Raw genomic sequence first — 22,416 nt, 5'->3', positions numbered from 1 at the left:
CTCGGCTGCTCAGCCGGGCGGCCGCTCGCCGCCGGCGTCCCGGGACAGCCCGAGCTCGCCGAGCAGCGCGCGCAGCTTCTCGGGCCCGCGCTTCGGATCCGCAAGCTTGACGATGGCGTAGCGCTCCTCCTCGGTCAGCTCTGCCAGGCGGCCGAGCGCGCCCTCGTCGAGCGCGCCGTCCGGGCCGAGCCGGTCGCGCAGCCGCGCGCTGACGCTGTCCCGGTCCCAGGCCGCGCGGCGCACCGGCGCGCCCGCGAGGGGGGCGAGGGCGACCCCGGCGCGCTCCGCGAAGCCGCGGAGCACCTCGGCGTAGACGGCGACCTCCTCGTCCGTGTCGGCCGGCAGGTGACACAGGGCGAGCCGCTCCGCGCGCGACAGCGCCTGCCACCCTGCGAGCGAGATCTTGATCTCGGCGAGGTCCAGCTTCCGCCGCACCGAGAGCGGCACACAGTCGAGCGAGGCGTGGACCTCGCCCTCGAGCGCGAACTGCCTGTACATGGCGCCATTCTATACCCGCTGCCCGCGCGCGGACCCTCCGCGAACCGACGCTCGGCTGACCGACGCTCCGCGAGCAGCCGCGGCGCAGCCCGGGATGGGATGCGCGGCGCCGTTGCGCTAGCCTGCCGGTGTGCGCCGCTCCGGGCTCCTCACGACGCTGCTCGCGTCGCTCGCGCTCGCGTCGTTGACCCCGAGCGCCCATGGCCAGGCCGCGACGTCGGCGGCGGCGCCGGTGCCGCTCGACCGCGTCGTCGTGCGCTGGCATGCGCCGGAGACGGGCGGTGTGCGCCGACCTCAGTTCATCTTCGAGCGGGAGCTCGCCTTCGAGGCGCGCATCGAGGCGCTCGCGGATCCCGACGCGGAGCCCGGGCTCTACCGGGACAGGCACGTCCGCGCCGCGCTCGACAGGCACATCGCAGAGACGCTGCTCGCCAGCCTGCCGATCTCGCCGGCGCCGACCTCGACCGAGGTGGCGCAGCGGGCCGAGGCCGCCCGGATCGCGCTGGAGCAGCGCGCTCGCGGCCGCGCGCGCCTCCTGGCCGCGGCGGCCGCCGAGGGGATGAGCTCCGACGAGCTCGACGCGCTGCTGCGCCGTCAGGCGCGCGCGAGCTTGTACCTGGACCGCATGGTCGCGCCGATGCTCGAGCCCACCGATTTCGAGCTCAAGATCGTCCTGCGCTCCGGCGCCACGCCGTTCAAGGATCAACGCTACGAGGAGGTCGCCCCGGCGCTGAAGCGCTGGTATGTCGGGCAGCGGCTCGCCCAGGCGCTCGACGCGTACTACCAGAACGCGCGGGCCCGGGTCTCCTTGAGCATCATGCCCGCTCGCTGAGCCGCGCCGCGCGACGTGGCGAGCGGCCGGTCGGTCGCGCGCCAGGTGTGGCATGACCGAGCGGCGAGAGAGCGGAAGTCCATCTCGCGGGTCGATTCCACCTCTCGATATCGATGGACGGCACCAGACATCGCGAAGAGGGCTCACATGCCGCTGTCCACGCGAAGGATGGAGGCCTCTCGTTCAACTCAAGCGTTCGGTGCGGCGAGTCGGTGGCATCGCGGCGCTCGCCGCAACCGCGCCCGGGGGCTGCCGGCACACCCGGCCTCGCCGAAGCACCTGGGATGTCTCGGGGCGACAGCGCAACGCCCTTCCTGGACAAGAACATGTCCACCCGCGCTGCACTGCAATCGAGACTGGCCCGCTCTGGATCTGCGCAGGTCCTTGCGCCGTTGCGACGCGACGCGTTATCGTGTCGACCGAGGGCGATCCGGCTGCGCGGCCTGCGCTCGGCGAGCCGATCCTGCGCGCGCGCGCAGGATCGGCTCGCTGGCGCGGCGCGTCCGGTGCGCCGGCGAGCGTCAATGAAGCTCACCGGGGCGAGGGGTCGCTCTGGGTTCAACCCAGGAGAGAGAGACGAGCACCCCGGCGGCGCCCCGGCCAGGTGTCGACATGAAAAGCCAGGTTCGTGGTCCCGAAACACGCGGCACATCGTCGGGCGCGGCGGCGCCACCGAGCTGCGAAAGCGCAGCTGGCCGGGGCTCGCCAATGCACCCTTCCTGTCCGTGTCACGCGCGGTCACGCGCGCGGCGCGCACCCGGTAACGCACCAGGGGGCACCCGTGAATTCTTCTGGCAACACTTCAGCCAGCGCGAGAGCCAGCACGAGCCTGTTTTTGGTGCGTCGCGTCATTTCAGACCCCCGTTCCTGGCCCGAAGAAGAGGGCGGGTCCTGCTTAACCAAGTGATTTCGATTACTTAATAATAACGCGCCGCAGAAGATGACAAACTGCCGAAGGCGGTTCGGAGACCTTTGACATGAACAGAACGTTCCTGTTAACTGTGCCCCCCGCGGGCCCCGCATGTGTGGCAGCGGGTGGCTCTTTCCTACAGAGTCAACTTAGATTCTCTTGACAGGCCACTACCTCTGCCGCGCTTGGCCATCTGGCCGAATCACCTCCCATCACCCCAAGCACACTCCCAGAGAATGGATAGGAGCGTCGTTCGATGACATCACTTATGAGAGACAGGTCGTCGGTCCCCAGCAAGCGAATCGCGGGTCGGCGCGCCGCTGTCCGAGCCCTCGGGCTGCTTTCCGTCTCCGCCCTTTGCCTCACGGCGGCGCCGCGGTCGGCTCACGCGGTGGGGAGCGAGAATTTTGAGTGGCACTGGTACTCACGCCTCGGCATGGCGTGGTCCCCGGTCTACGGGCAGAACGTCCAGGGCGCGTCCCTGAACCTGCTCGGGTTCGGCATCGGCGGCCGCTACGAAGAGGGCGATTACTCCGAGCCGTCGTTCGTCGCGCACGTGGTGAAGGGCGCGACGCCGGATGACTTCTACGTCAAGTCCGAGATGACCTTCGCCATCTGGAACCAGTACGGCGGGCCGTTCATGCAGCCGTCCTCGAACGGTGGCCAGTCGATCACGGTGCAGTTCAACCAGGCGTACATCGAGGCCGGCAACTTCCTCGTCCCGGGCCTCAGCGTCTGGGGCGGCGCGAAGTTCTTCCGCGAGCAGTACGCGCCGATCGGCGACTACTTCTACCTCGACGACCTCAGCGGCCAGGGCGGCGGCATCAAGTACGGCGGCCTTCAGCTCGCGATCCTCGGGTATCGCGGCTTTGGCAACACCACGCCCCCCTACAACGTCGACGTGAACGGCGACGGCGGCGTGGACGTCGAGCGCTTCCGCACCGTCTTCGCCGGCAACTACAAGGCGGAGTTCGGCGGCGAGGCCAAGCACCACGTCAAGGTCCACGGCGAGTTCCACGTCCTGCCGGCCGCGAAGCGGGGTGAGGGGTGGGCGGTGCCCGACAACGCGCCGGCGGACTTCGGCGGCGTCATCGGCGCGAAGCTCCACCTCGGCCTCGGCCAGGGCAACTGGAGCGACACGGCGGTGCGCTTCGGCACCGGCATCGCCAACGGCGCCGCCGGCGGCGCGAAGACGTACCAGACCTGGGGCGCCCCGAACGAGGACGGCACCTTCGCGGGCTCCTTCGCCATCGAGGCGGTCGAGCACCTCGGCTTCCGGCTCGGCGACGCCGCCGCCCTGGAAGGCCTCGCCACCTTCCACTACACGAAGGCGGCGTACGAGGCCGAGGGCGCCGCGCCCCCCACCGCCCTCGAGAAGCAGATGGACTTCTCGGTCCAGGCGAACGCCACGATCTTCGCGCACAAGAACTTCCACCCCGTCGTCGAGGCCTCGTTCCAGGGCCGGAAGGACGGCGACGGCGACCTGGGCACCGCGGTCAAGGTCTCGGTCGTCCCGACCCTCGTGCCGACGGGCGAGCTGAGCGCCGGCGCGCGGCCGCACTTCAAGCTCATCTACTCGCTCGCCATCTACAACGATGTCGCGAGGGATGCGGCGATGTCCGGCTACCTGCAGCGGGTTGGCGCCGGTCCGGGCGTCGGCTCGAAGGTCGGCCAGTACATCGGTGCCCGTACCGACTGGTACTTCTAGACCGCTCGGTCCTCGAAGCCGCCGCTCTCTTCCGTTCCCCCACCCACCCTCAGGCCAGCGCCCCGGCGCCGCGATCGCGGCGCCGGCGGCGCGCCCTCACGCCGTATCGCTGCGCGACTCGCTCGCGATCTCCTGCGAAGCAGGCCCGGCGTCGTCGTCCACCGGCCCCTGGGCCTCGTGGTAGTGGTGCGCGAACGAGCGCGCCGCGCGGCGCGCCTTCAGGAACTCCGCGAACGCCGTCAGCGTGTCGAGATCCCGCGGACCGAGCGCCTCGGCGATGTCGCGGAGGTTCTTGCGCAGGCTCTCCACGCTCTTGCCGCGGCGGGGCTCTCGCGTCTCTTCACGCTCGCGCTCGCGCGCCGGCGGCTCCACCGCAGGGGCCGCGGGGACGACCGCCTCCGGGCGAGCCGGCACCTCCGGCACCCAGAGCGGGCGAGGGACCGGGTTCAGCGCGTGAGCGCTCAGCCACGCCTCCATGAAGATCCGCAGCCGCTCGCTGCGGAACGCGAACCAGCGCTCCCGCTCCGGACCGTAGGACATCAACACATCCTTGAAGCGACGGAACGCGCCCTTGCCATCGATCGCCTGGCTGAGCTTCGCCTGGAGATCCATGTCTTCCACCATCGGGATGTAGCGCTCCATCCACCGGTACTGCTCGCGCGAGCTCACGGGATCGATCCGGAGGTAGTTCGCGTCCGCCGCGATGCGCGCGTGCATCTGCGGATCCGCCACGCCATCGACCACCCGCAGCACGTCGCCCGTGCCGAGGTGCAGGTACGAGTGCACCTCTGGGGCGTTGTTCTCGAAGGCGTCCTCCAGCGCCTCCCAGTCGATCGGGATGTCGCGAACGGCCGTCCCGCCGGCTGAAGCATTCTCGGTAGTCGGCATGTCCTCCTCGTCTCCATCGAAAGCAGCGAGGCGGCGGTGGGCTGGCCGCGCGCCTCGGTTCAAGTGCACCAAGTTTGAACGGAAATGCGCCGTCGTCATAGCACTCTACGCTGGTTGGGGGCTTCTGGGCCTAACTCTCGCAACCTAGGGTTGATTCCTTGATCCGGAAGCCCGTTCGGCCGCCGAGCCGCGGCGCGACGACGGCTCGGGAGAGAGCTTCGGAAGACCTGGTTCAAGCGGAAAACAGCGTGGAAATTCAGGGGAATCGGCGAGTGCTCAGCTGCGCTTCGAGCGCGTGCGGGCGATGGCGTCGGCCCAGCGGTGGAGGTGGGCGGATCGATCCGCTTCGCTCATCGCGACCTGGAAGCTCTGCCCCACACGGGACATGCGGGCCGCGTCCTCCTTTGTGAGGAAGAGGCCGGCGCCGACCCCGGCGAGCATTGCCGCGCCTCGCGCCGTCGTCTCCAGGTCGGTGGGGCGCTCGATAGCGACGTTCGCCACGTCCGCCTGGAACTGCATGAGCAGGTCGTTCGCGGCGGCGCCGCCGTCCACGCGCATCCGGCGCAGCGGGTGGCCCAGGTCGTCGGCCATGGCCCGCACGAGATCCGTCACGGAGAGCGCGATTCCCTCGAGCGTCGCGCGGGCGAGGTGCGCCGCGGTCGTGCCGCGCGTCACGCCGGAGATGATCCCGCGAGCGTCCGGATCCCAGTAGGGCGCGCCGAGGCCCGAGAGCGCCGGGACGAACGTGACGCCCTCGCTCGAGGGCACGCTGCGGGCGAGCGCCTCGATCTCCGCCGCGCTCTTGATGAGGCCCAGGCCGTCGCGGAGCCACTGCACCGCCGCGCCGGCGATAAAGGCGCTTCCTTCGAGCGCAAAGACCACCTCGGAGCCGATCTTCCACCCGACGGAGGTGAGCAGGCCGAAGCGGCTCCTCAGCGGGCGATCGCCGATGTTGGCCAGCACGAACGCGCCGGTGCCATAGGTGCACTTCGCGTCGCCCGTCGCGAAGCAGGCCTGGCCGAAGAGGGCCGCCTGCTGGTCGCCCGCGACGCCGGCGATCGGGATGCCGTCGGGCAGGTGCGGGAAGCCGCGAGTCGCCGCGATGCGGCCCGCCGACCCGACGATCTGCGGCAAGAGCGGGCGCGGGATCTGGAGCATCGCGAGCATCGCGTCGTCCCAGCTCAGCGACGCGAGGCTCATGAGCAGCGTGCGCGACGCGTTGGTGACGTCGGTCGCGTGCACCGGCGAGCCGCCGGCCGCGTCGCCCGAGAGCCGCCAGACGAGGAAGCTGTCGATGGTGCCGAAGCAGAGCTCGCCGCGCTCGGCGCGCGCGCGCGCGCCGGGCACGTTGTCCAGGAGCCACGCGAGCTTCGTGCCGCTGAAGTACGGATCGAGCACGAGGCCGGTGGTCTCCTCGACCGCCTGCTCGTGTCCCGCGGCGCGGAGCTCGGCGCAGCGTGCCGCCGTGCGGCGGTCCTGCCACACGATCGCGCGGTGGATCGGGCGCCCGGTCGCGCGCTCCCAGACGAGCGTCGTCTCGCGCTGGTTCGTGATGCCGATGGCCTTGATCGCGCTGCCGGCCACGCCCGCCGCCCTGAGCGTCTCGCCCACGGCATCCTGAACGCTCTGCCAGATCTCCTCCGGGTCGTGCTCGACGAGGCCCGGCTCCGGGAAGTGCTGGCGAAATTCGCGCGTGGCGCGGCCCAGCGTCGCGCCCGACGTGTCCATGAGGAGAGACGTCGTTCCGGTGGTGCCCTGGTCGATCGCGAGGAGGTACGCGGAATCCATGCGGCCGACTAACGCGGCGGCATGTGGGCGCATAGCCGTTCCAGGCGACGCCTCCATGAGATGCAGGGCCCGGCAGGCTAATCATCCGGTCAGGTATCCATGCGACAGCCGACGGCAGCCGCCCCGGGCGGTCGAGCTCGGCGCAGGTGTTTCCAGCGGGGCCGAGGCGCATTGGGCGCGGCCCGGCACGGCCGCTTTCCTCGGCCGACGCTGGACTTCGGCCGGAAAGATTGTCGGTCCGTGCCCGGCTGGGTAATCTGCCAGAACCGATGGCCCGCCTCATCCTGCAGACCGCCGAGGGCCAGCAGGCGATCGATCTGCGACCCGTGAACTCGCTGGGGCGCCACCCGAACAACTCCATCCAGTTGCTCGACAAGATCGTCTCCAAGGAGCACTGCATCATCGAGCAGCGGGGCGATCACTTCGTCCTGCGCGATCTGGGGAGCCTGAACGGCACGTTCATCAACAGCGAGCGTGTCCGGGGCGAAGCGCCGCTCAAGCACGGGGACGAGATCGCCCTGGGGTCCACGCGTGGCCGCTTCGACGATCCGGGCGCCCCGGTCGCGCCGCCCCTCGTCCCGGGCTGGCCGCCCGTGGTCAACCACCAGGGCGCGGCGCCGGCGCAGCCGCCGGGCCACGGCTATCCGCCGCAGCCGCCGCAGTACCAGCGCCAGCCGCAGCCGCCGCTCCCGGGTACGCCGGCGGCGCCGCCGGTGACGCGCCAGCCGTACGTGCCGCCGCCGCCGCTGGGCGCCGGGCCGGGCGGGACGGCGCCGCTGCCAGGGCGCTCGGGGGCGCACGGAGGCTCGTTCGTCGCGCAGGGCACCCGCATCGACGTGAACGATCAGGCCCGGCAGATCGGGACCCAGATCGCCGCTGTCGACAAGGGGTTCCTGGCGTTCGATCGGATCGCCAACGACATGAACCAGCTGCGCGCCGACTACGAGCGGCTGCGCCTGTCGCACGAGCTGTCCCGCGAGATCGCCGCCGAGCGCGACACGACGAAGCTGCTCGAGAAGATCCTCACGAGCGTGTTCAAGTTCATCCGCGCCGACCGCGGGGTGATCTTCCTGCGCAACGAGAACGGCGAGCTCACCCCGCAGGCCATGCAGCGGCGCGACGGGACGACGGCGCCGATCAGCGTGTCGTCGACGATCCTGAACCACGTCGTCCACGAGCGGGCGGCGGTTCTGACCCACGACGCGGCGATGGACTTCGCGGCGTCGAAGGGCAAGAGCATGATCTTGAACCGGATCAGCTCGGCGATCGTTGCCCCGCTGCAGCACAACAGCGAGGTGCTCGGCGTGCTCTGGCTCGACTCGGAGACGCTCGCGCAGTTCCAGCCCAAGGACCTCGAGCTGGTGACGGCCATCGCCTATCAGGCGGCGATGTTCATCGAGATCAACATCCTCGGGAAGAAGATCGAGAACGAGATCGTCACGCGCGAGCAGCTGCGCCGGCTGCTCTCGCCGAACATCGCCGAGCGCGTCCTGAGCGGCCAGCTCGCCGTGAAGCAGGGCGGCCAGCACGTCGAGGAGTGCACCGTCTTCAACAGCGACATCCGCGGCTTCACGCGCATGGCCGAGAGCAAGCGGCCCGAGGAGCTCGTCGAGATGCTGAACGAGTACTTCGAGCGGATGGTCGACACCATCTTCCAGTTCGAAGGCACGCTCGACAAGTTCATGGGCGACGGGATCATGGCGCTCTGGGGCGCGCCGGTCGCCCACCGGGACGATGCGGTCCGCAGCGTGGAGTGCGCCCTGAAGATGGGCGAGGTGCTCGGCGAGTTCAACCGCGAGCGGCTCGAGAAGGGCGAGCTGCCGCTCGCGGTGGGCATCGGGATCCACACCGGCCCGCTCGTCGCCGGCTACATCGGGAGCTCGAAGGCGCTCAGCTACACGGTGATCGGGGACGTGGCGAACACGTCGGCGCGGCTCTGCTCCATCGCGCTGGCCGGGCAGATCGTCATCAGCGAGAGCACGTACGCGCAGCTCGGCGGAAGGTTCGAGACCGAGGAGCTCCAGCCCGCCAAGGTGAAGGGCAAGGACAAGCCGGTCACGATCTACAACGTCATCCGGAGCCGGCCGATGTCGCAGGTCCCGGCGAACGCCTTCATCCACGCCGAGCCGACCAACGCGCTCCCCGAATGACCGAGGCGACGCGGCGCCTCGGCCGATCGGCCGGGGCGTGCGCGCGCGTCATCCCGCGGACGATGCGGCGCGGCAGCACAGCGCCGTAGCCGTCCGCCCGCTGCAGCGTTAGGGTCCGCGCCGTGGCTGCTTCGATCCTACCCTTTGAGAAACCTGTCGCAGAGCTCATCGAGAAGGTGCGGGAGCTGCGCGCGCTCGCCGCGGCGGACCCGCGGTTCGAGCCGGAGCTCGCCCAGCTCGAGGACAACACCGGCCGGCTGGCGCGCGAGATCTTCGCGGGCCTCACGCCGATGCAGAAGGTGCTGCTCTCGCGGCACGCGAACCGGCCCTACACGCTCGACTACATCAAGCGGCTCTTCACCGACTGGGTCGAGCTGAAGGGCGATCGGCGCTTCGCCGACGACTGCTCCATCGTCGGCGGGCTCGCGACGTACCACGGGCGGAGCGTGGTGGTGGTGGGCCACCAGAAGGGGCGCGGCGCGAAGGAGAACGTGAAGCGCAACTTCGGGATGCCGCACCCGGAGGGCTACCGGAAGGCCATCCGGCTCTACGAGATGGCCGACAGGTTCGGGCTCCCGATCCTGACGTTCATCGACACGATGGGCGCCTACCCGGGCATCGGCGCCGAGGAGCGCGGCCAGAGCGAGGCGATCGGCGCCGCGCTCGCCGCGATGGCGCGGGTCGGGGTGCCGATCGTGGCGACCGTCATCGGCGAGGGGGGCTCGGGCGGCGCGCTGGCGCTCGGCGTCGCCAACCGGGTGCTGGTGCTCGAGTTCAGCTGCTACTCGGTCATCTCGCCGGAGGGCTGCGCGGCCATCCTCTGGAAGGACGGCTCCCGCGCCGACGAGGCCGCGGCCCGGCTCAAGATCACCGCGCCGGATCTGCTGCAGCTCGGCGTCGTCGACACGATCGTCGAGGAGCCGACCGGCGGCGCGCACCAGGACCACGACGACGCCGCGGTGCGGCTCGACAAGGCGCTCTGGGCGACGCTCACGTCGATGGACGGGCTCGGGCCGGAGGAGCTCGTCGACGACCGGTACCGCAGGTTCCGCGGGCTCGGATCGTTCGTGGGTTAGGCGGCGCCCCGCCCCGGCTGGCTCTCCTCGAGCGCCGGGGCTATACGGCTCGCGGATGGACTACGGCAAGGCGGTGCGGATGCTGCTGCTCGTGGGCACCAGCGCCGCCGCCGGCGGCGCGGTCCTCTGGACGCAGGCGAGGTTCAACGCCTCGGACCGCAGGGCGGCGCTCGGCGTCGTGCAGCAGTACCGCCCCGAGGGCGGCCGGAGCGTGCCGGAGGCGATCGGCGCGCGGCACCCGGGAAAGGCGCCCGCCTGGAGCACCATGACCGAGTCGGCCTGCTTCCAGCACGTCCGCGTGCGCGCGACGATCGAGGGCGAGGCGCGCGCGCCGTACGACTTCCTCGTCGACATCAACGGGCCCTCGATCCACCCGGGCAACGCCGAGGGCGAAGCGATCCTCGGCGAGCTCGCGCTCCGGCCGGCCGAGTCCGCCGCCGCGCCGGGGGCGCCGTGAGCGCCGCGAGCGTCCGCGTCGCGCTGGTGGGCTGCGGGCGGTGGGGGGAGAAGCTCCTCCGCGCGCTGTCGGAGAACGCGCGGGCGCGGGTGATCGCCGTGGCGGACGTCGACCGCGGCCGCCTCTCGCGGGCGCGCGCGCTCGCCCCGCGGGCGCGGCTCGTGCGCACCATCGACGAGGCGCTGGCCGCGCGCGTGGACGCGGTGGTCATCGCGACCCCCGCGGCGAGCCACGCCGAGCTCGCGCTGCGGGCCATCGAGGCCGGCGCGGACGTCTTCGTGGAGAAGCCGCTGGCCCTCTCCGCCGCGCAGGCCGATCGCTGCGCTTCCCGCGCCGCGGCGCTCGGCCGGATCGGCATGGTCGGCCACCTGCTCCGCTACCACCCCTCCGTGGTGCGCCTCGTCGCGCTCGCGCGCGAGCGGCGCCTCGGCGATCTCGTGAGCTTCAGCGCGGCGCGCCTGTCGATGAGCGCCGGCGCCGCCGGCGCCGTCGGCGGGGCCCGGTCGGCGCTCTGGACGCTCGGGCCGCACGACCTGTCGTTGCTCTCGGCGCTCGACTCGAGCCCGCTCGCCGAGGCGCGGGCCCACCTCTCGCCGTGCGGCGAGCTCGTCACGCTCGAGGCGCGCCTGGAGAGCGGCCTCGCGGCGCGGATCGAGCTCTGCTCGTCGAGCCCGACCAAGGAGCGGCGGCTGCGGCTCGTCGGCAGCGCGGGCGTCGCGGTCTTCGACGACGTGCGCGCGCCCGACCGCATCCTGTTCCTGGACGCGCGCGGCGCCGCGGCGGGCGCGCCGGCCGGCGAGCGCGCCTCGCACCTCGAGCTCGCTCCGGCAGGGCGCGAGCTCGAGGTGCCGTGGCGCGAGCCGCTCTCCGTGGAGATCGAGCACTTCCTCCGCTGCGTCGAGGACCGCGCGCCGCCGCTGACGCCGCTCGACGAGGGCGCCGCCGTCGTGACGATCCTCGAGCGCGTCGAGGCGACGCTCGCCGCCGTCGATGCGCGGGTGGTCGCCGCTGGATAACGTGCAGTAGCCGCGGTCCGCTCCCGCTTCGGCCAGCCCGAGGCGCCCCGGAGGGCGCGGAGAGCACCGGCGCGGTCGAGCCCGGCGGGAGCCCTGGAAGCCTCGGAGACACCGCCGGATCCGAGAAAAGCGGAGCGGCGCCCGGTCGACGCGCCGCCGCGCTTTGCAGCGCCGGATCGGCGTGGTACTGCCGTCGGCTGGAAGGGCACGATGCCGCAGGATCCGAAGCTCACTCCCACTCAGGTCAAGGCGCCGCACGGAGCGCGGGTGATGGAGATCCACTGGGCCGACGGCCACCGCAGCGTCCTTCCGCACGAGATCCTGCGCGGGTACTGCCCGTGCGCGAACTGCCAGGGGCACGGCGGCACGATCAACTTCGTGCCCGGCGGTGACCTGAACGTCCGCGAGATCGAGCAGGTCGGCAACTACGCCCTCCAGTTCTCGTGGGGCGATCGGCACGACTCGGGCATCTACACCTTCCGGTACCTGCGCTCGCTCTGCCAGTGCGACGAGTGCAAGCCGCAGTTCCAGCCGCCTCGCTCGAAGTGACCACCTCCCGCCGCGCCCCCAAGCCTCAAGCTGCTCCGACGGCCCGCGCCGAGCGGCAGCTCGATCCGTTCCAGATCGTCGACTCGTCCTTCGTCGCCGGCGCGGGCTCGCTCGCGTCGCTCCCTCCGCCCGTCAGCGCGGAGGTGGCGTTCGGCGGGCGGTCGAACGTCGGCAAGTCGAGCCTCATCAACACGCTCGTCGAGCGCAAAGGGCTCGTGCGGACGAGCTCGAACCCGGGCTCGACGCGGCAGATCAACCTCTATGAGGCGCGGGCCCGCGACGGCGCGGTGTTCCAGCTCGTGGATCTGCCGGGGTACGGCTTCACCCGGCGCTCGAAGTCGGAGCAAGCGGCGTGGGCGTCGCTCATCGAGGGGTACCTGCGCGGGCGCGTCACGCTCGCCGCGGTGCTGCTCCTTGTCGATGCGCGGCGGGGCCTCGAGGAGGACGATCTCGAGCTCATCCGCTTCATCGAGGCGTCCCGCGACGTCGCCCGGCGGCCGGTGGAGCTGCTGCTCGTCGCGACGAAGGTCGACAAGGTGCCGCGCTCGTCGGTCCGGCGCGCGATGGACCAGCTGTCCGCGGCGGCCCCGCGCACGGCGGGCGGCGCCCTCCGCCGCGCGATCGGCTTCTCGTCGATCACCGGCGAGGGCAGGCGGGATCTGTGGCTCGCGATCCGGCGCGTGACGCGGCTCGGCGGCGCGGCGCCGTCACCGAGCGGCGACGCGGGACGCGAGGACGACGCCTCGAGGACGACCGACGGGTGACCTCGCAGAGGTGCGAGATGCACGCAGAGGCGGCGCGTCTCGCCGTGGAACAGGGCGGATGGAAGTATTGACCCGCCCAGTGGCCCTCCATTAACGTGCGGCTCCTCCGGTTCCGCGGGGGAGTCACCAGAGCCGACTGACACGTCGCGGGGTGGTTGCAGAGCAAGACGCGCGTGCCGGCCCATGTTCTCACCGGCTGCCCCAACGATGCCCGACTACTCCGGCCAGGTCACGCACGTTCACACGGCGCTGACGCCACTCTGGTGGATTCCGCTCCTGCCGATGCTCGGCGCGGTGATCAACGCGCTGTTCGGCCGCGCGTTGCAGCGGAGCGCGTTCGGCCGCGATGTTTCGAAGCGGCTCCACATCGGGAGCTTCGGCGTCACGCTCGTCGCGGTGGGCGCCATGCTGGGCGCCTTCGCTCTCGGGCTCGCGAGCTTCGTCCAGCTCGTCGGGCTCGCTCCGGGGGAACGCGCGCTCTACAGCTTCGCCTGGCAGATGATCCGCATCGGATCGCTCGACGCGAACTTCGCGTTCGTGATGGATCCGCTGAGCTGCCTCATGACGCTGATCATCACCGGCGTCGGCGCGCTCATCCATGTTTACGCCGCCTCGTACATGGAGGCCGAGCCAGCGTACTGGCGATTCTTTACGTACCTGAACCTCTTCGTCTTCTCGATGTTGCTCCTCGTCCTCGGGGACAACTTCATCGTGATGTTCTTCGGCTGGGAGGGCGTCGGCCTCTGCAGCTATCTGCTCATCGGGTTCTGGTACAGCGACTACAAGAAGGCCTCTGCCGGCATGAAGGCCTTCGTCGTGAACCGGATCGGCGACTGGGGCTTCGTGTGCGGCCTCGCGCTCCTCTTCTGGGGTCTCGGCGCCAGGTGGCTCGACGACGGCCGGTTCCTCTCCGATTACCGCGCGCGCTTCATCGCGGTGGCCGAGGAGGCGCGCGGCGATCACGGCGCCTCCGCCGGGGCGCATGACGGCGCCGGGGGCAAGGCGGGCGAGCGCCGGGCGCAGCCGCTCGCCGGGGCGAAGGGATATCTCACCTTCACCGGTCATCCCGGCGCGCGCGTCTACCTCGGTATCGCCGACGCCGCTCAGCTCGCCTCGAACCCGCGGCCGTTCGGCGTGTCCCCCTTCATCCGCAAGGAGATCGACGCCGGGGCGCACTCCGTGGTGATCGTGCCGGGCGACGGCGCCGTGATCGGGGGCGACGGCGTCGAGATCGCCGCGATCGAGCGGATGCGCGTCGAGCCGGGCAAGGAGATCGTGGTGGCGACCGTGGGCTCGACGGTCACGTTCCGCGAGATCCACGATCAGCTCGTGATCAAGGACGCGAGCGGCAAGGCATTCCTCAAGGATGCCCTCGAGTCGAAGACGGTGTGGGGCGGCGTCGCGCTGATCACGCTGGCCTGTCTCTTCCTCTTCGTCGGCGCCGCCGGCAAGAGCGCCCAGATCCCGCTCTACGTGTGGCTGCCCGACGCGATGGCCGGCCCGACCCCCGTCTCCGCGCTGATCCACGCCGCCACCATGGTCACGGCGGGCGTTTACATGGTCGCGCGCCTCAGCTTCCTGTTCTCGCTGAGCCCCGTTGCAGGCGGCGTCATCGCGCTGATCGGGGCCTCGACGGCGCTCCTCGCGGCGACGATTGGCTTCTTCCAGTACGACATCAAGAAGGTGCTCGCCTACAGCACGGTGAGCCAGCTCGGCTTCATGTTCATCGGGGTCGGCGTCGGGGCGTACTGGGCCGCCGTGTTCCACCTGATGACACACGCCTTCTTCAAGGCGTGCCTGTTCCTCGGCTCCGGCTCGGTGATCCACGGGATGCACGCGGTGGAGCACGACGAGGCCGCGGCCCAGGACATGCGCAACATGGGCGGCCTCCGCCGCGTCATGCCGCTCACGGCAAAGACGTACCAGGCGGCGTGCCTCGCGATCACCGCCGCGCCCATCCCGTTCTTCGCGGGCTTCTGGTCCAAGGACGAGATCCTCTGGAAGGCGTTCGGCACCGAGAACACCGGCCCGATCCCGGGGCTGCTCCTCTATGCGATGGGCCTCGCGGCGGCGCTCGGCACCTCGTTCTACATGTGGCGGAGCTACTTCCTGACGTTCGAGGGGCCCCACGCCCGAAAGGAGATCGAGACCCGGGTCCACGAGTCGCCGCCGGCGATCACCTGGGTGCTCGCGGTGCTGGCGGTCCTGTCGGCGTTCGCGGGCGTCGTGTTCGGCTTCTCCAGCCACTTTGTCGGCGGCCACGGCGAGCCCCTGCTGGAGGTGTGGCTCCATCCGGTGTTCGCTCACGCGGAGGTCTCGTTCCGGCGCCACGGGCTGGGGCTCGAGCTCGCGCTCATGGCGCTCTCCGTCGGCGGCGCGATCGTCGCCTTCTCGCTCGCGCGCGCCCGGTACGGCGCGCGTCGCTCTCCGCGCTGGGCCGATGAGGAGCGGCGGCTCCCGGGCTTCCAGCTCCTCTCGAACAAGTACTACGTCGACGAGATCTACGACGCGACGGTGGTGCGCGCCGCCCTCTCGCTGCGCCTCTTCTTCGCCGAGATGGATCGATGGATCGTCGATGGCATCGTCAACGGGGTCGCGGTCCTGGCCCGGGCCGCCGCCTGGGTCACGGGCGCCATCGATCGGTACCTCGTCGACGGCGTCGTGAACCTCGTCGCCGAGGGCACGCTGAGCGCCGGGGCGAAGCTCCGCACCCTGCAGACCGGGCGCATCCAGAGCTACGTCTATTTCCTCCTGGGCGGCGTCGCCTTGTTCAGCATCGTTCATTACTTCCTGCGGTGAACGGCCGATGTCGAACCTCTCCCTCGTCAGCATGCGCCGTGGATTCGCCCTCGCGAGATCGGCCAGGTCCACCTCGATGAAGCTCCTGCTCCCCCTCCTGGTCGCGCTCTCCGTCGTGCTCGGGGCGGCGCCGCCGGCGCTGGCGCAGGCGCTCGATGCGCCGAGGGCGCCCGGGCCGCGCGGCCAGATCGCGCTGCGCGCGGAGCCGCCCGGCGCGCCTGTCGAGCTCGCCGCGAGCGGGCCGGACCACGTCGGCTCGTTCACGATCGAGAACCAGGGCGACGGCCCCTTGAAGGTGACGCGGGTGATCGTGCGGACGTCCCCCGAGGACCCGCGCGTCCCGCCGGGCGTCAGCGTGGAGCTCGAGGGCGGCGGCGCCTCGGCGACCCTCGCGCCGGGCGCGAGCCGGAAGGTCGTGGTCCGGTGGAAGACCGCGGGCGTGCGCGCGCGCGAGCTCTACGGGCACGTCGTCGTCGAGTCGGACGCGGTGGCGGCCGGCGCAGCAGTGCCGGGGCGGACCGTCGCGATGGGCATCCACGCGGAGCGCGGGAGCAGCCTCGGCTTCGTCGGCGACCACATCCTCTCGATCCTGACGTTCCTGCCGCTGCTCGGCGTGGTCGCTGTCTTCCTCGCGCACCTCTTTCGTTACCGGGACGACAGGAAGCTCCGGCTGATGACCGTCGTGCTGATGGGCGTGAACCTCGTCCTCGCCGCGTGGCTCTACGCGCAGTTCGACCGAGGCTTCACGAGGGCCGACGGGAACGACGGCTACCAGTTCATCGAGCACGGCGTGTGGATCCGCTCGCTGAACGTCGAGTACTTCGTCGGCGTCGACGGCGTGTCGATCTCGATGGTCCTGCTCACGGCGCTGATCTCGTTCGTGGGCGCCCTCGCGAGCTACAGCGTCCACGACCAGCTCAAGGGCTACTTCGCGATGTACAACCTCCTCGTCACGGGGATGTTCGGCGTCTTCATCGCGCTCGACCTGTTCCTCTTCTTCGTCTTCTGGGAGGTGATGCTCCTGCCGATGTACTTCCTCATCGGCATCTGGGGCGGACCGCGGCGCGAGTACGCGGCGATCAAGTTCTTCCTCTACACGCTGGCCGGCAGCGTCTTCATGCTGCTCGCGTTCATCTGGTTCTACCTGAACGCCGGCCACACCTACCTGGTCGACGGCCAGGCCACCGAGCGCATCTTCTCGATCCCGGAGCTCTCTCGGGTCGCCTGGGCGGCGCAGGGGCTCACGATCCTCGGCGCCGCCGCGGTGAAGGTGGTCTGGATCTGGCTGTTCGTCGGGTTCGCGATCAAGATCCCGATGTTCCCGTTCCACACCTGGCTGCCGGACGCCCACGTGGAGGCGCCCACGGCGATCAGCGTGATCCTCGCGGGGGTGCTCCTCAAGATGGGCACCTACGGCATCCTCCGCATCAACTTCACCCTGCTGCCCGAGGCGACGCAGTGGGCCGCGCCGGCCATGGCGGTGTTCGGGGTGGTCAACATCCTCTACGGCGCCTTCTGCGCCATGGCGCAGAGCGACCTGAAGAAGCTCGTGGCCTACTCCTCCGTCAGCCACATGGGCTTCACGCTGCTGGCGCTCGGCGCGATGACGCCGCAGGGCATCCAGGCCTGCCTCGTCCAGATGTTCAACCACGGCCTGATCACCGGGATGCTCTTCACCCTGGTCGGCGTGGTCTACGACCGCGTGCACACGCGCGACATCGACAGGTTCGGCGGCCTCGCCTCCGAGATGCCGCTCTACACGGCGCTCGTCGGCTTCGCGTTCATGGCGTCGCTCGGCCTGCCGGGCCTGTCCGGCTTCTGGGGGGAGGCGATGACGTTCATCGGCGCCTTCCCGCGCTACCGCGCCCTCACGATCCTCGCCGCCGTCGGCGTGATCGTCACCGCGGCCTACCACCTCTGGGCCCTCCAGCGGATGTTCCTCGGCACGTTCCGCGCGTCGTGGCGGCAGAGCAAGTACCTCGAGCCGTTCGGCGGGAAGTTCCCGGAGATCAGCGGGCGAGAGCTCGCGTCGATCGCGCCGCTCGCGGCGCTGGTCCTCGTCCTCGGCTTCTGGCCGCGCCCGCTGCTCAGCCTCATCGATCGCGGGGCCCTCGAGGTGCATCGCCTCGTCGACAGGCCGGGGCAGTCCCAGATCGCCGGCGCGCCGAGCGTGGACAGCGTGGGCGGCGCCGCGTACGCCCGCGCGGGCGCCCCGGATGAGGGCGCCTCGCCGGGCCAGGGCGCCCTCGCCAGCGCCAGGTAAGCCGTGGAACCCCGCGCCCTCGACAACGTGGCGAGCCTCGCCTACTTCGCGCCGGAGCTCGGCCTCATCGCGGCGGCCCTGCTGCTCGTCGTGTGGGACCTCGCGTCCCCGGCGCGCCTCAAGCTCGCCGGCCTCGTGATCCTCAGCCTCGCGGCGCTCGCCTGGTCAGGCGGGCTGGGCGCGTACTTCCTGGCGACGGACGCCGGCCCTCGCGCGCTCTTCCACGGCCTGCTCGCGTTCGATCGCTTCTCGAACCTCTTCCGCGTGATCTTCGCGCTCGTCACCGGGGCGATCGTCCTCTTCTTGGTGCCCCCGCGGGCCCCTGGGATCGAGCCCGAGCTCCGCCGCGACTCGGGCGAGCTCTTCACGCTGATCCTCGTGCTCTCGCTGGGCATGAACCTGATGGCGGCGAGCCGCCACCTGCTGCTCATCTACCTGTCGCTCGAGCTCGTCAGCATCATCAGCTTCGTGCTGGCGGGCTTCAAGATCAACGACGCGAAATCGAGCGAGGCGGCGCTCAAGTACGTCATCTTCGGCGGCGTCGCGTCGGGGATCATGCTCTACGGGATGAGCTGGATCTTCGGCATCACCGCGTCGATGCGGCTCGACGAGTGCGGGGCGCGGATCGCCGCGCTCACGGCGCAGCAGGGCAAGGTGCCGGAGGTCGTGTTCGTCGGCACGGCCTTCATGCTCGCGGGGTTCGGTTACAAGATCAGCGCCGCCCCGTTCCACATGTGGACGCCCGACGTGTACGAGGGCGCGCCGACCCCGGTGACCGCGCTCCTCTCGGTGGGGCCGAAGGCGGCGGGCTTCGCGGTGCTGATCCGCTTCTTCTCGGACGCGCTCGGCGCCGGGAGCGCGTCGCCCGGCGTCGCGACGCCGTGGCCGGTGCTCTTCGGGTGCCTCGCGATGGCGACCATGACCGTCGGCAACCTGTCGGCGCTCGAGCAGGAGAACGTGAAGCGCATGCTCGCCTACTCGAGCATCGCGCACGCGGGGTACATGCTGCTCGGCTTCTCGGTGTTCAGCGGCGCCGGCGTCGCCGCGATCGCGTTCTACATCGTCACCTACTGCTTCATGAACCTCGGCGCGTTCATGGTGGTGATGGCCGTGGCCGAGGAGAGCGCCGGAGACGAGACGTTCGCCTCCTTCCGGGGGCTCGGGCGCCGCGCCCCGCTCGTCGCCGCGGCGATGGCCGTGTTCCTCGTCTCGCTCACCGGCCTGCCCCCGATGGCCGGCTTCATCGGCAAGTTCTATCTCTTCTCGGCGCTGCTCGCCGCCGGGGGCGCGTGGAGCTGGGTCCTCGCGGTCGTCGGTGTGCTGAACAGCGTGATCTCGCTCTTCTATTACGCGCGCCTGCTCCGCACGATGTATCTCGAGAAGAGCGATCGCACCGAGCCCACGCCGGTGCGGCCGCTGCTCGGCGCGACGACGTGCGCACTCGCGGCTCCGACCCTGCTGCTCGGGGTCTACTGGGGGCCCGTTTACGACTTCGTGGCGCGCTCGGTGGCGATCCTGCGCTGAGCGCTGAGCGCTGAGTCAAGGACCGACGTCGCCCCGTCCGGCGCGCGCCGGGCCGAACGCGGCGGTATCGATCTCCCTGCGATCCTTGCTAGTGTGCGCGCGCGTGGCCACGACGCAGGACGCGAGCTCTCCAGAGGAACGTTTCGCGCGGGGGGTACGCCTTGCCCCGGGCGGCCTGGACATCGGCGGCAAGCTGGTCCCGCTGTACGCCGGCAGCGTGCACTACTGGCGGCTCGACCCGCAGCACTGGCGCGCCTGCCTCGAGGCCACGCGCTCGCTCGGCGTTCACCTGATCGACATCTATGTGCCGTGGGCCGTCCACGAGACCGGCCCGGGGCAGTTCGATTTCGGCCGGGCCGATCCGCGCCGCGACGTCGGCGCCTTTCTCCGCCTCGCGCACGAGCTCGGTTTTTACGTCATCGCCCGCCCTGGCCCGCACATCAACGCGGAGCTCACCTGCTTCGGCATCCCCGAGCGCGTCATCTGGGACCCGAGCTGCCAGGCCCGCTCGGCGCGGAACAACCCGGTCGTGCTCCCGATGTTGCCGTACGGGTTCCCGGTCCCGAGCTACGCGAGCAACGCATTCCACGACGAGGTCGCCCGCTATTTCAACGCGCTCGCCCCGGTCCTGAAGCCGCACCTCTACCCGGACGGGCCCATCGTGCTCTTGCAGATCGACAACGAGGGCGCGCTCTACTTCCGCGACGGGGCGTACGATCAGGATTACCACCCGGACGCGATCTCGCTGTACCGCGACTTCCTGCGCGAGAAGTACCGGACGATCGAGGCGCTCCAGCGCGCCTACGCGAAGCGGGCGGAGCCCACGCCGGAGGGCGACGCGGCCGAGGACGTCGGCGCGACGCTCGTGCGCGCTGTCGCCCGCGAGCGCGCGCAGGCCGAGGAGGGCGACCTGCGGTTCGCCACGATCACGCCGCCGGTCGCGTTCGACGCCGAGACGCCGGGCGATCTCGCGCGCCACCTCGACTGGAGCGAGTTCCACGAGCACCTCCTCGAGACCGCCATGGGCCGCTTCGCGAGGGCGCTCTCCGCGGCGGGCGTCGATGGCCTGCCCACGATGCACAATTTCCCGATGGGACAGGACGCGACGCCGCTCAACCCTGCGCGCATCTCGCGCGTCGTCGACCTCGTCGGCCTCGACTACTACAGCATCGCGAGCCCGAGCACCCGGCAGATCATCGCCCGCCGGACGAGCGAGCTCGCCGTGCGCTGCGAGGCGCTCTCGCTGCCGCCGTTCGCGTGCGAGATGGGCGCCGGCTTCCCTCCGTTCTTCCCGCCGCTCGAGGAGCGCGACAGCGTGTTCGTGATGATGGCCGCGCTCGCCTACGGGCTGCGCGGGTACAACATCTACATGGCGGTCGAGCGCGACCGCTGGATCGGCGCGCCGATCGATCCGCGCGGCCGTCCTCGCCCCTTCGCCGCGTTCTGGCGGAAGCTCTCCGCGGCCCTCGAGGCGACGAGGTTCCACGAGCTCCGCCGCCCGGCGCCGGTGCGCATCGTCACGCCGCGCACGGAGCGCCGGCTCTCCCGCGTGATGCACGCCTTCGGCCCGCTCACCGGGGCGTTCTTCTCGATCATGAACTTCGGCGCCCGCGATCGCTGCCTCGAGGACGACCTCGGGCTCGGCTACCCGCTGGCGGTGGAGTCCGACACGTTCGTGCGCGCGTTCGAGGAGGCGCTCGACGCGCGCGGCGTCCCCTACGCCCACGTCGGCGGCGAGGATCGCGACATCTCGCTCGTCGGGGCGCGCTGGGTCATCTGCGCCACCTCGGGCGGCCTGAGCCCGGAGCTGTTCGCGTGGCTCGAGGCGACGTCCAGGCAGGGGACGCTGATCACGCTCGGCCCCCGCGAGCCCACCTTCGACGGCGCCTTCCGCCAGCTGCCGCGGCCCTACGATCTGAAGCGGCTCCTCGCCCCCGGCCAGAACCTGCCGGCGCTCCTCCAGGACGACCCCGCCGCGGCCGACGCCGCGGTGTCGCGCGCCATCGACGCGCTCGGCCTGCCGACCTTCGCGTGTGATCCGGACAGCGTGTTCGCCACGCTGCACGAGGACGCGTCGGGCACGCCGCGGGTGCTCTTCCTGCTGAACCCCGGGGACGCGGATGTGGTGGCGCGCGTCACCGTCAGCGCGCAGCGCGCGCGCGATGTGCTGGACGACGCGCACTTCGAGGCGCGGCGCGGGGCGCTCGAGGTGCGGCTCGTGCCTCGCTCCGTGCGGATGCTCGCGCTGGAGTAGCCCCGCCGCGCCGCCGCGCGGCGACGGCCAGCGAGGCTCGGTATCTCCGCTCGATCCCCTCCTGACCCGGTGTGCCCTCGGTCAGCGCTCGAACCGCAGCGAGTTGCCCTCTGCGTCGCGGAAGCGGCCCATGCCGATCATGAGGATGTCGATCAGCGACCAGATGCCGAGCCCGCCGCACGTCAAGAGCTTCGCTATGCCGAGCCCGGTCTGTCCCAGATAGAAGCGATCTACGCCAAAGTAGCCGAGGAAATAGGAGAGCAAGAACAGCGTGGACTGGCTCTTGGTCGGGTGGCCGACGGGCGGGTCGCGCTTGAGCACGAGCCCCTGAGCGTCTCGCATCGATCCGGTGCCGATCAGGATCGTATCGATGAGGCTCCAGAAGCCGAGGCCACCGCACGTGAACAGCTTCAGGAGCCCGAGCCCCGTCTGGCCCAGGTAGAAGCGATCGACGCCGAAGGTCCCGAGAAACACCGCGAGCATGAAGGCTGTCGCCTGGTCCTTGTCGGAATAGGCGTGCGCCGGGGCGCCGTGAGGCGGTCCGCCGCCATGAGCCGGCGGCGGGCCCCAGCCGCCTCCAGGCGGCGCGCCGTAGCCGCCTGGGGGCGCGCCCCATCCTGCGCCAGGAGGCGGGTATCCACCCGGCGGCGGGTATCCGCCGGGTGGAGGCGGCGGGTATCCGCCCGACGAGGATGCGCCGCCACCTTCGCCCGGCGCCACGCCCTGGCCGCCCGGCGGGTTGGACCCCCAGCCGCCATTCCCCCAGCCGCCTGCGTTGCCCCAGCCTCCGCCACCGGGCGGAACTCCGCCTCCGCTCGTGCTCATCCTCGTTCCCTCCAGCCGATGCGGCTGCGGAGACGGCCGTGCGCCCCCGCGGTCGTCCGCCGAGCCTGACTGTAGCCCGGAACCGGGGCGCCGCGCTTGCGCAACGCGGAAATCG

General features: G+C 71.0%; 16 protein-coding genes. 12 read left to right on the top strand and 4 right to left on the bottom strand.

Going from position 1 to position 22,416, the window contains the following annotated elements; genetic code table 11:
• Positions 1-9: 9 nt before the first annotated feature.
• Positions 10-498: a nitrate reductase associated protein gene (locus tag WMF29_RS40695; protein ID WP_437325464.1), complete on the bottom strand. Its 489-nt coding sequence runs from the start codon at positions 496-498 to the stop codon at positions 10-12.
• Between the two features lie 130 nt (positions 499-628).
• On the opposite strand from WMF29_RS40695, the gene WMF29_RS40690 reads away from it, so the two are divergent.
• Positions 629-1,330 (top strand): hypothetical protein, encoded by a 702-nt coding sequence (locus WMF29_RS40690; RefSeq protein WP_437325463.1) that lies wholly within the window; start codon positions 629-631, stop codon positions 1,328-1,330.
• Positions 1,331-2,676: 1,346 nt separating this feature from the next.
• The gene (locus tag WMF29_RS40685) at positions 2,677-3,948 is read left to right on the top strand and encodes a carbohydrate porin (RefSeq protein WP_437325462.1); all 1,272 of its coding nucleotides are present in this window, start codon (positions 2,677-2,679) and stop codon (positions 3,946-3,948) included.
• Between the two features lie 96 nt (positions 3,949-4,044).
• On the opposite strand, the gene WMF29_RS40680 is transcribed toward WMF29_RS40685, so the two are convergent.
• Both WMF29_RS40680 and glpK read right to left on the bottom strand, forming a co-directional pair.
• Entirely contained in the window at positions 4,045-4,836 is a 792-nt protein-coding gene (locus WMF29_RS40680) for a UPF0158 family protein (protein WP_272102409.1), read from the bottom strand.
• Between the two features lie 276 nt (positions 4,837-5,112).
• Positions 5,113-6,657, bottom strand: a complete 1,545-nt coding sequence (glpK, locus tag WMF29_RS40675) for a glycerol kinase GlpK (RefSeq protein ID WP_437325461.1) — start codon at positions 6,655-6,657, stop codon at positions 5,113-5,115.
• Positions 6,658-6,893: 236 nt separating this feature from the next.
• Between glpK and WMF29_RS40670 the strand changes: the two genes are divergently transcribed.
• The 10 genes from WMF29_RS40670 (at position 6,894) to WMF29_RS40625 (ending at position 21,476) form a co-directional block, all read left to right on the top strand.
• Positions 6,894-8,774 (top strand): adenylate/guanylate cyclase domain-containing protein, encoded by a 1,881-nt coding sequence (locus WMF29_RS40670; protein WP_272102411.1) that lies wholly within the window; start codon positions 6,894-6,896, stop codon positions 8,772-8,774.
• A 122-nt stretch (positions 8,775-8,896) separates the two neighbouring features.
• The gene (locus tag WMF29_RS40665; RefSeq protein ID WP_437325460.1) at positions 8,897-9,850 is read left to right on the top strand and encodes an acetyl-CoA carboxylase carboxyltransferase subunit alpha; all 954 of its coding nucleotides are present in this window, start codon (positions 8,897-8,899) and stop codon (positions 9,848-9,850) included.
• Between the two features lie 55 nt (positions 9,851-9,905).
• On the top strand, positions 9,906-10,307 hold the full coding sequence (locus WMF29_RS40660; RefSeq protein ID WP_437325459.1) for a hypothetical protein: 402 nt from the start codon (positions 9,906-9,908) through the stop codon (positions 10,305-10,307).
• The gene (locus WMF29_RS40655; protein WP_437325458.1) at positions 10,304-11,323 is read left to right on the top strand and encodes a Gfo/Idh/MocA family protein; all 1,020 of its coding nucleotides are present in this window, start codon (positions 10,304-10,306) and stop codon (positions 11,321-11,323) included. Before WMF29_RS40660 ends, WMF29_RS40655 begins: the two co-directional genes overlap by 4 nt.
• Positions 11,324-11,533: 210 nt before the next feature.
• On the top strand, positions 11,534-11,872 hold the full coding sequence (locus WMF29_RS40650; RefSeq protein ID WP_437325457.1) for a gamma-butyrobetaine hydroxylase-like domain-containing protein: 339 nt from the start codon (positions 11,534-11,536) through the stop codon (positions 11,870-11,872).
• On the top strand, positions 11,869-12,636 hold the full coding sequence (gene yihA, locus WMF29_RS40645) for a ribosome biogenesis GTP-binding protein YihA/YsxC (RefSeq protein ID WP_437325456.1): 768 nt from the start codon (positions 11,869-11,871) through the stop codon (positions 12,634-12,636). Before WMF29_RS40650 ends, yihA begins: the two co-directional genes overlap by 4 nt.
• A 207-nt stretch (positions 12,637-12,843) precedes the next feature.
• The gene (locus WMF29_RS40640) at positions 12,844-15,435 is read left to right on the top strand and encodes an NADH-quinone oxidoreductase subunit L (RefSeq protein ID WP_437325455.1); all 2,592 of its coding nucleotides are present in this window, start codon (positions 12,844-12,846) and stop codon (positions 15,433-15,435) included.
• A gap of 7 nt (positions 15,436-15,442) precedes the next feature.
• Positions 15,443-17,698 (top strand): complex I subunit 4 family protein, encoded by a 2,256-nt coding sequence (locus tag WMF29_RS40635; RefSeq protein WP_437325454.1) that lies wholly within the window; start codon positions 15,443-15,445, stop codon positions 17,696-17,698.
• A gap of 3 nt (positions 17,699-17,701) precedes the next feature.
• The gene (locus WMF29_RS40630) at positions 17,702-19,222 is read left to right on the top strand and encodes an NADH-quinone oxidoreductase subunit N (protein WP_437325453.1); all 1,521 of its coding nucleotides are present in this window, start codon (positions 17,702-17,704) and stop codon (positions 19,220-19,222) included.
• 103 nt (positions 19,223-19,325) lie between these two features.
• A complete protein-coding gene (locus WMF29_RS40625; RefSeq protein WP_437325452.1) occupies positions 19,326-21,476 on the top strand; it encodes a beta-galactosidase in 2,151 nt (716 codons plus the stop codon).
• A gap of 81 nt (positions 21,477-21,557) precedes the next feature.
• Here the strand turns inward: WMF29_RS40625 and WMF29_RS40620 are convergent, their stop codons facing one another.
• A complete protein-coding gene (locus WMF29_RS40620) occupies positions 21,558-22,301 on the bottom strand; it encodes a TM2 domain-containing protein (protein ID WP_437325451.1) in 744 nt (247 codons plus the stop codon).
• Positions 22,302-22,416 lie beyond the last annotated feature (115 nt).

The sequence above is a fragment of the Sorangium sp. So ce381 genome (assembly GCF_051473845.1).
GTDB lineage: Bacteria > Myxococcota_A > Polyangia > Polyangiales > Polyangiaceae > Sorangium > Sorangium atrum.
The sequence above is the reverse complement of the archived record's forward strand: the minus strand, read 5'-3'. Positions and strand labels throughout refer to the sequence as shown.